Below are 14,243 nucleotides of genomic sequence, written 5' to 3'. Positions count from 1 at the left end.
CCGTCACATCTGCACCTGTACTTCGGTCACTGCGGCGTCGTCGTACGGAGTCGTCGTACGGACGTCGCCGAATAGACGTGTCGACATGCCATTCGGCTCCATCCGTTTTCCGATGCCCTCCATAAGCCCGACCTGGTTGACCTCCACGAGGTGACTCCAAAAAGTGACGCATGTTCATCTTCCAACTCGGGGATACCGGCGGTAACGTCCCGCCCCACCCCCGTCGGGAGGAGCTGCCATGCCACGGCGCACCCCACACAACGCGCTCGACAGACTGAGAACTCCCCGCAGATTCCCCGGGTTCCTGAAGACGGCATCCGTATGCGTCCTCATTGCCGGTCTTTTGTCGCCCTTTTCCCAAGCGGCGGCCGGGGCGGCCGACGCGACGGCCGGGAACGACTACTGCGGCGGCCAGTGCTCGGACATCCTGCCGCCCGGCGAGAACGGCAACGCAACCCTCGCCCAGATCCTCCTCAACCAGGCCTTCGGCACCCAGCCCAGCCACGCCGAGGACCAGCTCGGCCCCTACGCCAACCTGGCCACGGGCTACTCCGGACTGACCGACGCGGCGATCAACACCTTCTTCAACGACGCCTCGTTAGGGGTCCCCTCCGACCAGGTCGCCTCCAGCGAGAAGCCCGCCGGCCGCAGCGACGTGACGATCGTCCGCGACAAGAAGGCCGGTGTGCCGCACATCACGGGCACCACCCGATACGGCACCGAGTTCGGCGCCGGATACGCCGCCGCCGAGGACCGGCTGTGGCTCATGGACGTCTTCCGGCACGTCGGACGTGGCCAGTTGACCTCCTTCGCCGGCGGTGCAGCCGCCAACCAGGGCCTGGAGCAGGAGTTCTGGCGCAACGCGCCGTACACCGAAGCCGATCTGCAGGCCCAGATCGACAACGCCGTCGCCCGCAACGGCGCCCGCGGCCAGCAGGCCCTCGCCGACGCCAATGCCTATCTCGCCGGCATCAACGCCTACATCGACGCCTCCGACTCCGGCCGCTACTTCCCCGGTGAGTACGTCCTCACCGGCCACAAGGACTCGATCACCAACGCCGGGACCATCGACCACTTCAAGATCACCGACCTGGTCGCGCTGGGATCGGTCGTCGGCGCACTGTTCGGCTCCGGCGGTGGCGGCGAGGTCAACAACGCCCTCTCCCTCCTTGCCGCCCAGTCCAAGTACGGCGTGGAGGAGGGCACCAAGGTCTGGGAGTCCTTCCGTGAGCGCAACGACCCCGAGGCCGTCCTCACCGTCCACAACGGCGAGAGCTTCCCGTACGCCTCCCGGCCCGACGACCCCAAGGGTGAGGCCCTGCCCGACCCCGGCTCGGTGACCCAGGAGCCCCTCGTCCACGACCGCACCGGCAGCGCGGCCGGCTCCGCCGCGACCACTGCCTCGGCCACCGCGGCCAGGACGACCCTGAGCTCGGCCAAGCGCGGCATGTCCAACGCCCTGGTCGTCAGCGGCAAGTACACGGCGAGCGGTCACCCGGTGGCCGTCTTCGGCCCGCAGACCGGCTACTTCGCGCCCCAGCTGCTGATGCTGCAGGAGATCCAGGGTCCGGGCATCAGCGCCCGTGGCGCTTCGTTCGCGGGCCTGAGCATGTACGTCGAACTCGGCCGTGGCCAGGACTACTCGTGGAGCGCCACGACCTCCGGCCAGGACATCATCGACACCTACGCCGTCGAGCTGTGCCAGGACGACTACCACTACCTGTACCACGGCACGTGCACGGCGATGGACAAGGTCGAGCAGAAGAACTCCTGGTCGCCGACCGTCGCCGACGGAACGGCGGCCGGCTCCTACACGATGCGGGTCTGGCGCACGAAGTACGGTCCCGTCGAGTACCGCGCCACCGTCGGCGGCAAGAAGGTCGCGTACACCACCCTGCGCTCCTCCTTCCTGCACGAGGCCGACTCGATCATCGGCTTCCAGATGCTCAACGACCCTGGCTACGTCAGGAGCCCGCAGACCTTCCAGAGCGCGGTGCAGCACATCAACTACACCTTCAACTGGTTCTACGCCGACTCCCAGCACACCGCGTACTACAACAGCGGCGACAACCCGGTGCGGGCCAGCGGCGTCGACGCAGAGTTCCCGGTGTGGGCGCAGGCGGCGTACGAGTGGCGGAACTGGGACCCGGCGACCAACACGGCCGACTACACGCCCGCGTCCGCCCACCCCAACTCCATCGACCAGGACTACTACGTCTCCTGGAACAACAAGCAGGCCAAGGACTACACGACCGCGCCCTGGGGCGACGGCTCCGTGCACCGCGGCAACCTGCTCGAGGACCGGGTGAAGAAGCTGGTCGCGGCGGGCGGCGTGACCCGGACGTCGCTGGTGAAGGCGATGGCGGACGCGGCGCTCGCGGACCTGCGGGCCGAGGACGTGCTGCCGAAGCTGCTGAAGGTCGTCAACAGCTCGACGGTGACGGATTCGACGGCCGCGGCGGCCGTGAGCAAGCTCCAGGCGTGGGTGTCGGCGGGCGCCAGGCGCACGGAGATTTCGGCCGGCTCGAAGACGTACGCCGACGCCGACGCGATCCGGATCCTGGACGCCTGGTGGCCGCTGCTGGTGAAGGCCGAGTTCGAACCGGGCCTCGGCAGCGACCTGTACACCGCCTTCACCGACAACCTGCCGGTCGACGAGTCCCCGTCGGCCGCGCACGGCCCGACCGGCTCGCACGCGGGGAGCTCCTTCCAGTACGGCTGGTGGAGCTATGTCGACAAGGACATCCGCGCGGTGCTCGGTGAGCCGGTGCAGGGTCCGCCGGCGCAGAAGTACTGCGGCGGCGGCAGCCTCAGCGCCTGCCGGGACATCCTGATCAGCACGCTGAAGGAGGCGGCCGGCAGGACCGCGGCCCAGGTCTACCCCGGCGACGACCAGTGCTCGGCCGGCGACCAGTGGTGCGCCGACTCGATCGTCCAGCGCACGCTGGGCGGCATCAAGCACGGCAGTATCAGCTGGCAGAACCGGCCCACCTTCCAGCAGGTGGTGGAGTACACGTCACACCGGTGATCCCTCACTGGACAGGTGATCCCGGAACGGCGGCGGGTCAGCCGATGCGGCCCGCCGCCAGCACCAGCCGCGCCAGCTCGGGGTGCACGATGTCGCTGTGCGCCCCGGTCGGCGGGTCGCCGCGCCGGACGATCTCGGACGCGTCGACGTTCACGCAGCCCGACCCGGAAAGCCGCGTCCTCAGCGCGTCGGAGAGGGTGTACGCGCGCGTGCCCGGCACCCCCTGCACCCCGTCGTGCCCCATGGCCCCCCACTTGGGGCCGAGGAGCCGCCCGATGTCGAAGGCCGCGACCGACCGGTCGTCGTCCGCCATGCGCGAGGCCAGCGGATAGAGCGTGCCGAGCGCCGAGTCGAAACGCGAGTAACAGCACACCAGGGGGCCGTCGACGCGGTTCTGCTGCCCCTGAAGCACCCCGCCCGCGCGCGTGTCGTACGGCAGTCGGGCCGCGAACGCGTAGTGCGAGAAGGCCCCTTGGAGCAGCGTCACGGACTTCACCGCCCGCACGCCGTCGGGCAGCCCGCGCAGCGCGAACGCCACCAGCCGTCCGCCGAAGCTGTGCCCGACCAGGTGGACCCGCACGTGCGGTGCCGCATCCGCGAGCCGGCCGATCGCCGGGCCGAGTCCGCGCTCGCCGACCGTGCCCGCGCGCCGCTTCATCGCGTAGTACGTCGCCTGGCGCAGCAGCTCGTGGGCGCCGTCCCACGGGTCGGGCAGCGCGAACGAGGCCTCGCCCGCCGGGGATTCGAGATGCGCCAGCGCCTGGGCGAACTCGTCGCAGACCGTCGCCGTGGGCCGGGAGAACATCTCCGGTTCGCTCTGCGGCACCCCCTCCGCCACCGTGTCCGCCGCGAACAGCGCCTGCGGCCCCGGCGGCACCACCTCGACGAGCAGCCGCACCAGGCGCCCGTACTCCTCCAGCTCGGCCTCCTCGCGCGGGTGCTGGTCCAGCATGCGCGCGATCTGGTCGATCACCGTGGCCCGCCCCGGGAAGGACTCCAGCAGCGCGTGCCGGGTGTCCTCGTCGAGCGCCGGGCGCGGCGCCGGCTCGGCCGCAGTGGAGCGCGGGAAGTCCGGGATCGGCTCGTCGCTGAACCGCATCGACGGCCACACCACGCCCACGTACCCGATCCGGGCCGCTGCGGCGAGCTGCGGGACCGGCGCGAAGAAGCGGCTGTAGAGCCGGGTCGCGCCCGAGCGGTCGTTGTTCCAGCCGTGCGCGAAGACGATCAGGTCACGCACTCCCTTGTGTCCGACCCCGGCGAGCAGCCGGTCCCGCCCCCGGCCGTCGACGTCCCCGTCGGCGTCGAAGGTCAGCTCCCAGTAGGGCGTCACGCTCATCTCCACATCCGCCATGACCGACCCTTCGTCCACCGGAGTGGTGCGATATGGGCGCATCGTCCTGCCAAAGGGCGGGGTTGACCATACGTCACGGCTCATCCGTAGAGGAGATATTCCTTCCGTAGCTTACGGAACGCGGCCAGCTCCTCCCGCCAGCCCGCCACCACCTCGTCGGTGCCCGCTCCCGCGTCGATCATCGTGCGCACCTGCGTGGAGCCGGTGAGTTTGTCGATCCAGTTGTCGGAGCGCCAGGTGAAGCCGCTCCAGATCTTCCTGGCGGTCACGAGCAGTGCGATCCCGGTCCGCACGGGGTCGTACGCGGCCCGGTCGTGCACATGGATCTGGACTCCGCCGACGGTCGTGCCCTGAAACTTGGAGAAGGTGGGCGCGAAGTACGCCTCCCTGAAGTGGACGCCGGGCAGCCCGAGGCCGTTGGCCGCGGCCGCCCACCGTCCGTCGATGCCCTCGGCGCCGAGCAGTTCGAAGGGGTGGGTGGTCCCGCGCCCCTCCGACAGGTTCGTCCCCTCGAACAGACACGTCCCGGAGTAGACGAGGGCGGTGTCGGGGGTCGGCATGTTCGGGCTCGGCGGCACCCACGGCAGTCCGGAGGAGTCGTAGAAGTCCGACCGCTTCCAGCCGGTCATCAGCACGGTCTCCAGCGGCACCGGCGCGGTCAGGAACTCCCCGTTGAACAGCCGTGCCAGCTCCGCGACCGTCATGCCGTGCGCCTGGGAGATCGGCTGCCGCCCGACGAAGGTCGCGAACTCCTTGTGCAGCACCGGTCCCAGGGCCTCCCGCCCGGTCACCGGGTTGGGCCGGTCGAGCACCACGAACCGCTTGCCCGCGAGCCGGGCCGCCTCCATGCAGTCGTACAGCGTCCAGATGTACGTGTAGAAGCGCGCGCCCACGTCCTGGATGTCGAAGACGACGGTGTCCACGCCGGACGCGGCGAAGACGTCGGCCAGCGGCTGCCCGCTCTTCAGGTAGGTGTCGTAGACGGGCAGCCCGGTCGCCGGGTCGTCGTAGCGGCCCTCGGAGCCGCCCGCCTGCGCGGTGCCGCGGAAACCGTGCTCGGGGCCGAAGACGGCGACCAGGTTCACGCGGCGGTCGGCATGCATGACGTCGACGATGTGGCGCACGTCCCGGGTGACGCCGGTCGGGTTGGTGACGATGCCGACCCGCTGCCCGTCGAGGAGGGCGTAGCCGTCCGCGGCGAGGCGCTCGAACCCGGTGCGCAGCCGGCGGCCGGCGGCCTCCGGGGCCACCTGTGCCGGGGCCGCGGGGGCCGCCAATGCCGCGACCGCGGCCGTGCCGGCGAGCAGGCTCCGTCTGGACAGCTTCATGCGGTGACCTCCGTGATCGCGGCGGTGTCATGCCCACGCACGCTAGCGTGCGCCACGGCCCAGCGGAACGAACCGGACCGGTTCGCGTCGGGGACGCCTCTTCCGCCGCCACATACCGACCGGTTAGTCTGACGCTTCAGCAGTGCCGATGCGGGGCGTGTCTCGCACCGTGACGTCGTGTCGAAGGAGACCGATGGTGGAAGCCGTTCAGGGTGCTGGAGTGGTCGTCACCGGAGCTGGGGGCGGCATCGGGGCTGCTCTGGCCCGCCGGTTCGCCGCCGAGGGGGCCCGGGTCGTCGTCAACGACCTCGACGCCGACCGGGCCAAGGCCGTGGCCGGGGAGATCGGCGGCATCGCGGTACCGGGAGACGCCTCCGCGATCGTGACCGAGGCCCGCGACGCGCTCGGCGGCACCGTCGACGTCTACTGCGCCAACGCGGGCCTCGCCTCGGGCGGCTCCGAGGCCGCCGGCGAGCAGGTCTGGGCCCGCGCCTGGGACGTCAACGTCATGGCCCACGTCCGCGCCGCCCAGGCGCTGCTCCCGGCCTGGCTGGAGCGCGGCAGCGGCCGCTTCGTCTCCACCGTCTCCGCCGCCGGGCTGCTCACCATGATCGGCGCCGCCCCCTACAGCGTCACCAAGCACGGCGCGTACGCCTTCGCCGAGTGGCTGTCGCTGACCTACCGCCACCGCGGGATCAAGGTGCACGCCATCTGTCCGCAGGGCGTGCGCACCGACATGCTGGCCGCGACCGGCAGCGCGGGCGACCTGGTCCTGCAGCCGACCGCGATCGAGCCGGAGGACGTGGCGGACGCCCTGTTCAAGGGCATCGAGGAGGACCGCTTCCTGATCCTTCCGCACCCCGAGGTCGCCGGGTACTACCAGGCCCGGGCCACCGACCCCGACCGCTGGCTGACGAACATGAACCACATCCAGCAGAAGTGGGAGGAGGTCCAGTGACCGCCTCCCGGTACGCGGCCAAGCCCTGGCTGGCCCTCCTCGACGACGCCCAGCGCGCCCCGATCGACCCCGCCGACTCCCTCGTGCACGCCCTGCGCCGGGCCGTCGCCGAGGCACCCGACCGCCCCTCCCTCGCCTACTTCGACGCCCGCCTGACCTACCGTGAGGTCGACGAGCTGAGCGACTCGATCGCCGGCCACCTCGCCGCCCGCGGCCTGGAACGCGGCGACCGGGTCGCCGTCCTGCTGCAGAACTCCCCGCACTTCGTGCTGGCGGTCCTCGGCGTGTGGAAGGCGGGCGCGACCGTCGTGCCCGTCAACCCGATGTACAAGTCGGGGGAGGTCGGCCACGTCCTGCGGGACGGCGAGGTGGCCGCGCTGATCTGCTCCGACCGGGCCTGGGAGTCGTATCTGCGGGCCACGGCCGCGGATTCTTTGGTGCGGATCGTGCTCACCGGCTGTGAGCTGGACTTCCAGACCCGCAACGACCCGCGCGTGCTCACCTTCGAGCGGCTGCCGCAGGCCCCGGACGCCGACGACCTGGTGACCGTTGCCCGGCAGGGCCACAAGGCGCCCGAGGGCCGCGACCCGGCGCCCTCGGACATCGCGCTGATCAGCTACACCTCCGGCACCAGCGGCACCCCCAAGGGGGCCACCAACACGCACGGCAACATCATGTACAACGCCGAGCGGCAGCGGACCGGCCTGGGCCTGCCCGAGGCGCCCGTCTACTTCGCGATGGCGCCGCTGTTCCACATCACCGGCATGGTCTGCGAGTTCGGCGCCTGCCTGAACAGCGCGGGCACGCTGGTGCTGGCGTACCGCTTCGAGCCCGGGGCCGTGCTGGACGCGTTCGCCGAGCACCGGCCGCACTACACGGTCGGCCCGTCGACCGCCTTCATGGCGCTGGCCGCCCACCCGTCCGTCACCCCGGACCACTTCTCCTCCTTCCGGATCATCTCCTCCGGCGGCGCCCCGCTGCCGCCCGCGCTGGTGGAGAAGTTCCGGGCGGACTTCGGGCCGTACATCCGCAACGGCTACGGCCTCACCGAGTGCACGGCGCCCTGTGCCTCGGTTCCGCCCGGCCGCGAGGCGCCCGTCGACCCGGCCTCCGGGACGCTGGCCGTCGGTGTGCCCGGGCCGGACACCGTCGTACGGATCGTCGACGACCAGGGCGAGGAGGTGCCCTTCGGCGAGCAGGGCGAGATCGTCGTGCGAGGCCCGCAGGTCGTGCCCGGCTACTGGCGGCGCCCCGACGCCACCGCCGAGACGTTCCCGGACGGGGAACTGCGCACCGGCGACATCGGTTTCATGGACGAGCAGGGCTGGCTCTACGTCGTCGACCGCAAGAAGGACATGATCAACGCCTCCGGCTTCAAGGTCTGGCCACGCGAGGTCGAGGATGTGCTCTACACGCACCCGGCGGTGCGCGAGGCGGCCGTCGTGGGAGTGCCGGACGGGTACCGCGGGGAGACCGTCAAGGCGTACATCAGCCTCCGTCCGGGCGCCGAGACGGACCCGGATGCGCTGGCCGCGTACTGCAAGGAGAGACTGGCCGCCTACAAATACCCGCGGCAGGTCGAGATCCTGCCGGACTTGCCGAAGACGGCAAGTGGGAAGATCCTCCGTCGGGAACTGCGTTCCCGCGCGCGCGACAGTCTGTAGAACCACGGAAAGGCAGGTGGCGGCAGTGCCCAGGACGACGGACGGGGACGGGACTCCTGTGCCGCAGCGGCTGCTGGCCGCCGCCACCCGGCTCTTCGCCGAGCAGGGCTACGACCGCACCTCGGTGCAGGAGATCGTCGAGGCGGCCGGCGTGACCAAGGGGGCGCTCTACCACTACTTCGGCTCCAAGGACGACCTCCTGCACGAGGTGTACGCGCGCGTGCTGCGCGTCCAGCAGGAGCGGCTGGACGCCTTCGCGGACGCCGACGAGCCGGTCGAGAAGCGCCTCAGGGACGCGGCCGCGGACGTCGTCGTCACGACGATCGAGAACCTCGACGACGCGATGATCTTCTTCCGCTCCATGCACCACCTCAGCCCGGAGAAGAACAAGCAGGTGCGCGCCGAGCGCCGGCGCTACCACGAACGCTTCCGTGCGCTCATCGAGGAGGGCCAGCAGGCGGGCGTCTTCTCCAAGGCGACCCCCGCCGACCTGGTGGTGGACTACCACTTCGGCTCGGTCCACCACCTGTCGACCTGGTACCGCCCCGACGGCCCGCTCAGCCCCCAGGAGGTCGCCGACCACCTGGCCGACCTGCTGCTGCGGGCGCTGCGCCCGTAATTCCCGTTCACGCACGGGTAAGGGGCGGCTGCACATGGCAGCCGCCCCTTACCCGTGGCTCACAGGTACTTCTTCAGCTCCCGGCGCGCCAGGGACCGCTGGTGCACCTCGTCCGGGCCGTCGGCGATCATCAGGGTGCGGGCGCCGGCGTAGAGCTCGGCCAGCGGGAAGTCCTGGCTGACGCCGCCCGCGCCATGCAGCTGGATCGCCTTGTCGATGATGTCGACGACCGTGCGGGGCGTGGCGATCTTGATGGCCTGGATCTCCGAGTGGGCACCCCGGTTGCCGACCGTGTCCATCATCCAGGCGGTCTTCAGCACGAGCAGGCGCAGCTGCTCCACCGCCACCCGCGCGTCCGCGATCCAGTTGTGGACCACGCCCTGCTGGGCCAGTGCCTTGCCGAAGGCCGTCCGGGAGACGGCTCGCCTGCACATCAGCTCGATGGCCCGCTCCGCCATGCCGATCAGGCGCATGCAGTGGTGGATGCGGCCCGGACCGAGGCGGGCCTGGGCGATGGCGAAGCCGCCGCCCTCCTCGCCGATCAGGTTGGAGACCGGCACGCGCGCGTGGTCGAAGACCACCTCGGCGTGGCCGCCGTGGTAGTGGTCCTCGTACCCGAAGACCTGCATGGCCCGCTTGACTGTGACGCCGGGCGTGTCGCGGGGGACCAGGACCATGGACTGCTGGCGGCGGATGTCCGCGCCGTCCGGGTCCGTCTTGCCCATCACGATGAAGATCTTGCAGTCCGGACTCATCGCCCCGGAGATGTACCACTTGCGGCCGGTGATGACGTACTCGTCGCCGTCCCGCTCGATGTGCGTGGTGATGTTGGTGGCGTCCGAGGAGGCCACCTCCGGCTCGGTCATCGCGAACGCCGAGCGGATCTCACCGGCGAGCAGAGGCTCCAGCCACTGCTTCTTCTGCCGCTCGTCGCCGAACTGCGCGAGCACCTCCATGTTGCCCGTGTCGGGGGCGGCGCAGTTCGTCGCGGTGGGCGCCAACTGCGGGGAGCGGCCGGTGATCTCGGCGAGCGGGGCGTACTGGAGGTTGGTCAGCCCGGCGCCGTACTCCGCATCGGGGAGGAAGAGGTTCCACAGGCCCTGCCGGCGCGCCTCGGCCTTCAGTTCCTCGACGACCGGCGGGGTGTCCCACGGCGAGGCCAGCTGCGCGCGCTGCTCGTGCGCGACCTGCTCGGCGGGGTAGACGTACTCGTCCATGAAGGCGAGGAGTTTGGCGCGCAGCTCTTCGGTGCGTGCGTCGAACGCGAAGTCCATGACGGATCAGCCCTCCTGAAGGCCTTCGTGAAGAGTGGTCAGGCCGTGCTCGATGAAGACGGGGACCAGGTCGCCGATGCGGTCGAAGCCGCGGCCGACGGTCTGTCCGAGCGTGTAGCGGTAGTGGATGCCCTCCAGGATCACGGCGAGCTTGAACCAGGCGAACGCCGTGTACCAGGAGACCGCGGAGACGTCGCGCCCCGAGCGCGCGGCGTACCGTTCGATCAGCTCGGCGGGCGAGGGGTGCCCGGCGGCCTCGGCGGTGGTGGAGACGGGCGAGTCGGGCATGCTCAGCGGCATGCTGTACATCACCAGCAGACCGAGGTCGGTGAGCGGGTCGCCGAGCGTCGACATCTCCCAGTCGAGGATCGCCCTGATCCTGTCGTCGTCGCCGATCAGGACGTTGTCGAGCCGGTAGTCGCCGTGCACGACGGCCGGGGCGGGCGAGGTGGGCAGGGCGCGGCCGAGCGCTGCGTGCAGCTCGTCGATCCCGGCCAGCTCGCGGTTGCGGGAGGCGTCCAGCTGCTTGCCCCAGCGTCGCAGCTGCCGGTCCAGGAAGCCCTCGGGTCGGCCGAAGTCCGCAAGGCCCAACTCGGCGGGGTCCACCGCGTGCAGCTCGACGAGGGTGTCCACCAGCGACAGCACCGCCTGACGCGTGCGCTCCTCGCCCAGCGGGGCGAGCTGGTCGGCGGTGCGGTACGGCGTGCCCGCCACGAACTCCATGACGTAGAACGGCGCCCCGAGCACCTCCTCGTCCTCGCACAGCAGGACGGGACGCGGCACCGGCACGTTCGTCGGGTGCAGCGCGCTGATCACCCGGTGCTCGCGCTTCATGTCGTGCGCGGTGGCCAGGACGTGGCCGAGCGGGGGACGCCGTACGACCCACTTGGAGGTGCCGTCCGAGACCTCGTACGTGAGGTTCGACCGTCCGCCCTCGATCAGCCGGCCGGTCAGAGGGCCCTGCGCCAGGCCGGGCTGCTCTCGGTCGAGCAGGCCGCGCAGCCGGTCGAGATCGAGTCCGGGCGGGTGGTCGGGGCTCATCATTGCTCCTACGGACGCATGAACGGGACCCGACCATGATGCCGACCGGTCGGTATGTCGTCCAGTGCGCGGGCCGAACGTGATCGGGGCCACGATAGGCCGACAGCTCCCCGCGCGGTGCGCGGGGAGCTGTCGGGGGGGTGGTGGCCGACCGGGTCCGCGGCCGTCGGGCGACGGCCGCGTCACGGGCCGGCAGGCGGTGTCTGTGTCAGTGGTCGTCCCAGTGGCCGTCGTGCTCGGCGTGCCGGTGGCCGTCGTGCAGATAGTCGACGTGGTCGCCGTGCCGAACGCGCCGGTGCCCGCAGTTCTCGCCGTGCTGGTGGTCATGGCCCTCGTGGGCGGTGTGGCCGCCGGGCTCGCACTCGTCCCAGTGTCCGGCGTGCTCGCGGTGCAGGTGGCCGTCGTGCGCGTAGTCGACGTGGTCGCCGTGCGGCACCTCGGTGTGGCCGCAGTCCGGGCCGTGCGTGTGGGTGTGGGTGGCGTGTTCCTGGTGGAGGACGGTCATGGAGCTCACCTTCAGGGGGATCGGGTGATGACGACGGACAGGCTGCCACGCAAACGGTGCATATTCGGGCATCCCGGTTGCGTGGCGTTCAAGTACCCCGGAGGGCCGGTGGCATGAAGGGCATCAGCTACAACCGCTACGGCGGCCCCGAGGTGCTCGAGTACGGGGAGGTCCGCGACCCCAAGGTCGGACCCGACTCGGTGCTGGTGTAGGTACGGGCGGCGGCCGTGAACCCCGTCGACTGGAAGTGCCGCGAGGGCTACCTGGACGGCTCGACGCCGTCTTCCCAGTGGTCCCCGGCTGGGACGTCTCCGGGGTGGTGGTGCGGCCGGGGGCGTCCGTCACGGAGTTCGCCGTCGGTGACGAGGTCATCGGTTACGTGCGCGAGGACTTCCTTTGCCGCGGCACCTTCGCCGTGTACGTGGCCGCCCCGGTGCGCACGCTGGCCCGCAAGTTGCGCACCCTCTCCTTCGAGGAGGCGGCCGGTCTGCCGCTCACCGGGCTCACCGCCTACCAGGTGCTCACCAAGGCGCTCGAGGTGAAGCGGGGCGAGACCTGCTCGTGCACGCGGCCGCGGGCGGGGCCGGCTCGATCGCCGTGCAGCTGGCCCGGCACTTCGGCGCCCGCGTCCGCCGATGGTGTCGAACGCCGCGTCCACACCCTCGGGCGCGAGCCCCCGCACCCGCTCGGCCAGCCCCTCGCCGTAGGTCACCGGTTCGCCGCCCAGGGAGCGCACGAAGTCGTGGTTGCGCTCGCTCGCCGTGCCGATGACGCGACACCACCAAGACCTCGGCGAACCTGCTGGCGCCGGAGGGCCGCCTGGTGTCCATCGCGGACCCGGACGTCGTCGGCTACGGCGGCCGCTACTACGCGGCCGCTACTACTTCGTCCGCCCCGACGCCCGAGACCTGCTGCGGCTGAGCGAACTGGCCGAGCAGGGCGTGGTGTCCGTGCACGTGTCGCAGACGTTCCCGCTGGAGCGGGCGGCGGACGCGCAGCGGCTGAACCAGGAGGGGCGGACGCGGGGGAAGATCGTGGTGACGGTGGACTGGGAGGAGGAGAGCGGCCGGTAGGCGGGCCGACCGCAGGCCGAGCTCGTTCCTAGACGACCAGCACCGCCGCGCAGACCGCCACGGCCACGGTGCACAGGGCGGCCGCCGTGGCGTGCCGTGGGGCGAGGGCCGCGGGACTGGCCGTCCGAGCGAGGGCGCGGATGCGAAGGTGGGCGACCAGCAGGAAGCCCAGCCAGAGCGCGCAGCACAGGGCGCAGACGACGACACCGGCGGGCGACACGCCGCCGCGCAGGGCCGTCCGCACGGCGAGGACGGCGGCGACCGTGCTGGAGAGTGTCGTACGCCGCCAGGCGAGCCGGGTGCGCTCGGGCTGCAGTCCGGGGTCCCGGCGCCGGCCCGCCGTGTCCGCGCTCACCGTTCCCAACCGACGAGAACGACGACGACCATGGCGACGGCGACGACCGCGACGACGACGCTCAGCAGTGCCGGGAAGCGCGACGCCGGCAGGTCCTCGCCGCGACGCATCGCCCGCTCGCAGCGCACCCAGTGGTTGACCGCGCGCAGGGAGCACAGCACGCCCGCGCCGAGCAGGGCCAGCGCGAGGCCGATGCGCCAGGCCCAGCGCAGGTCCGGCAGGAACTGGTCCACCGCGAAGCCGCCGCCGATCAGGGCGAGGGCGGTGCGCAGCCAGGCCAGAAAGGTCCGCTCGTTGGCCAGCGAGAAGCGGTAGTCGGGCGTGTGGCCCTCCTGACGGACCTCTTGCGGGGCGAACCACAACCGGACGTTCCGTACGAAGTCGTCGATCACGCGAGGGACCTTACCCAGGAGCTCCGTGGTCTGCGGACCACCTCACCCCATCGACCTGTACGCCTTGAGCCGCTCGTACGCCGCCAAGCCGTCCGGCACCCACTCCCACTCCCGCAGGCGGCGCTCCACCTCGTCCTCGGGCAGGAAGTCGTGCCAGGCGACCTCCTCGGCCTGCGGCCGCACCGGCAGGTCGCAGCGCACCTGGTAGACCGCCGACCACCAGGTCTGGCCGGCGCCGTCGTCGTAGAGGAACTTGAAGAGGTACTCGGGGCGGGGGAGCCCCGTCACCCCGAGCTCCTCCTCGGCCTCGCGCAGGGCCGCGTCGTCGTAGGACTCGCCCGCCCCGACGACCCCGCCGACGAACATGTCGTACAGCGAGGGGAAGACCAGCTTGGTCGGCGTGCGGCGGTGGACGAAGACGCGGCCCTCGGCGTCCCGGGCCTGGATGAACACGCAGCGGTGGCGCAGGCCCCGCGCGTACGCCTCGCCGCGGGGGGACTGCCCGACGACCCGGTCCTGCTCGTCGACGATGTCGAGGATCTCGTCTGCCGCACTCATGGCGCCATCCAAGCAGGTGCCCGGGTGCTCCGGGCGGCAAGGTGTCCTGGTGCTCCCCGGGCCGGCAAGGTGTCCTGGCGCTCCGGGCCGGCGA

General features: G+C 71.3%; 13 protein-coding genes and 1 pseudogene. 5 read left to right on the top strand and 9 right to left on the bottom strand.

Annotated elements, in window-relative coordinates; genetic code table 11:
* Nucleotides 1–3 precede the first annotated feature (3 nt).
* A complete protein-coding gene (locus ABZV31_RS13515; RefSeq protein ID WP_355892298.1) occupies nucleotides 4–147 on the bottom strand; it encodes a hypothetical protein in 144 nt (47 codons plus the stop codon).
* A gap of 91 nt (nucleotides 148–238) precedes the next feature.
* Here ABZV31_RS13515 and ABZV31_RS13510 point away from each other — a divergent pair, with 91 nt between their 5' ends.
* Nucleotides 239–3,028, top strand: coding sequence for a penicillin acylase family protein (locus ABZV31_RS13510; RefSeq protein ID WP_355892295.1), 2,790 nt, complete (start codon nucleotides 239–241; stop codon nucleotides 3,026–3,028).
* Nucleotides 3,029–3,065: 37 nt separating this feature from the next.
* Here the strand turns inward: ABZV31_RS13510 and ABZV31_RS13505 are convergent, their stop codons facing one another.
* Nucleotides 3,066–4,382 carry a serine-threonine protein kinase gene (locus ABZV31_RS13505; protein ID WP_355892292.1) on the bottom strand — a complete coding sequence of 439 codons (1,317 nt, stop codon included), beginning with the start codon at nucleotides 4,380–4,382 and terminating at the stop codon, nucleotides 3,066–3,068.
* 80 nt (nucleotides 4,383–4,462) lie between these two features.
* Complete coding sequence (locus ABZV31_RS13500; RefSeq protein WP_355892290.1) at nucleotides 4,463–5,710, bottom strand: DUF1343 domain-containing protein; 1,248 nt, start codon at nucleotides 5,708–5,710, stop codon at nucleotides 4,463–4,465.
* A gap of 193 nt (nucleotides 5,711–5,903) precedes the next feature.
* Here ABZV31_RS13500 and ABZV31_RS13495 point away from each other — a divergent pair, with 193 nt between their 5' ends.
* From ABZV31_RS13495 to ABZV31_RS13485, 3 genes are read left to right on the top strand one after another with little or no spacing between them, the layout of a single operon-like run.
* Nucleotides 5,904–6,668: an SDR family oxidoreductase gene (locus tag ABZV31_RS13495; protein ID WP_355892287.1), complete on the top strand. Its 765-nt coding sequence runs from the start codon at nucleotides 5,904–5,906 to the stop codon at nucleotides 6,666–6,668.
* On the top strand, nucleotides 6,665–8,332 hold the full coding sequence (locus ABZV31_RS13490) for an AMP-binding protein (RefSeq protein WP_355892285.1): 1,668 nt from the start codon (nucleotides 6,665–6,667) through the stop codon (nucleotides 8,330–8,332). Before ABZV31_RS13495 ends, ABZV31_RS13490 begins: the two co-directional genes overlap by 4 nt.
* A gap of 25 nt (nucleotides 8,333–8,357) precedes the next feature.
* Entirely contained in the window at nucleotides 8,358–8,951 is a 594-nt protein-coding gene (locus ABZV31_RS13485) for a TetR/AcrR family transcriptional regulator (protein ID WP_355892283.1), read from the top strand.
* 59 nt (nucleotides 8,952–9,010) lie between these two features.
* Here the strand turns inward: ABZV31_RS13485 and ABZV31_RS13480 are convergent, their stop codons facing one another.
* The 3 genes from ABZV31_RS13480 to ABZV31_RS13470 form a co-directional block, all read right to left on the bottom strand.
* Complete coding sequence (locus tag ABZV31_RS13480) at nucleotides 9,011–10,225, bottom strand: acyl-CoA dehydrogenase (RefSeq protein ID WP_355892281.1); 1,215 nt, start codon at nucleotides 10,223–10,225, stop codon at nucleotides 9,011–9,013.
* A gap of 6 nt (nucleotides 10,226–10,231) precedes the next feature.
* Entirely contained in the window at nucleotides 10,232–11,266 is a 1,035-nt protein-coding gene (locus tag ABZV31_RS13475; RefSeq protein ID WP_355892279.1) for a phosphotransferase family protein, read from the bottom strand.
* A gap of 208 nt (nucleotides 11,267–11,474) precedes the next feature.
* Complete coding sequence (locus ABZV31_RS13470; protein WP_355892276.1) at nucleotides 11,475–11,771, bottom strand: hypothetical protein; 297 nt, start codon at nucleotides 11,769–11,771, stop codon at nucleotides 11,475–11,477.
* A gap of 113 nt (nucleotides 11,772–11,884) precedes the next feature.
* Here ABZV31_RS13470 and ABZV31_RS13465 point away from each other — a divergent pair.
* Nucleotides 11,885–12,844 (top strand): annotated as a pseudogene (locus tag ABZV31_RS13465) (NADP-dependent oxidoreductase).
* A gap of 28 nt (nucleotides 12,845–12,872) precedes the next feature.
* Here the strand turns inward: ABZV31_RS13465 and ABZV31_RS13460 are convergent.
* Genes ABZV31_RS13460 through ABZV31_RS13450 form a run of 3 tightly spaced genes read right to left on the bottom strand, consistent with a single transcriptional unit; the run spans nucleotide 12,873 to nucleotide 14,149 of the window.
* Nucleotides 12,873–13,199 carry a DUF202 domain-containing protein gene (locus tag ABZV31_RS13460; RefSeq protein WP_355892273.1) on the bottom strand — a complete coding sequence of 109 codons (327 nt, stop codon included), beginning with the start codon at nucleotides 13,197–13,199 and terminating at the stop codon, nucleotides 12,873–12,875.
* Complete coding sequence (locus ABZV31_RS13455) at nucleotides 13,196–13,588, bottom strand: DUF202 domain-containing protein (protein WP_355892459.1); 393 nt, start codon at nucleotides 13,586–13,588, stop codon at nucleotides 13,196–13,198. The genes ABZV31_RS13460 and ABZV31_RS13455 overlap by 4 nt, the downstream gene beginning before the upstream one ends.
* A gap of 45 nt (nucleotides 13,589–13,633) precedes the next feature.
* Nucleotides 13,634–14,149 (bottom strand): NUDIX domain-containing protein, encoded by a 516-nt coding sequence (locus tag ABZV31_RS13450; RefSeq protein ID WP_355892271.1) that lies wholly within the window; start codon nucleotides 14,147–14,149, stop codon nucleotides 13,634–13,636.
* Between the last annotated feature and the right edge of the window lie 94 nt (nucleotides 14,150–14,243).

This window comes from Streptomyces sp. NPDC005202 (assembly GCF_040608235.1).
GTDB lineage: Bacteria > Actinomycetota > Actinomycetes > Streptomycetales > Streptomycetaceae > Streptomyces.
The sequence above is the reverse complement of the archived record's forward strand: the minus strand, read 5'-3'. Positions and strand labels throughout refer to the sequence as shown.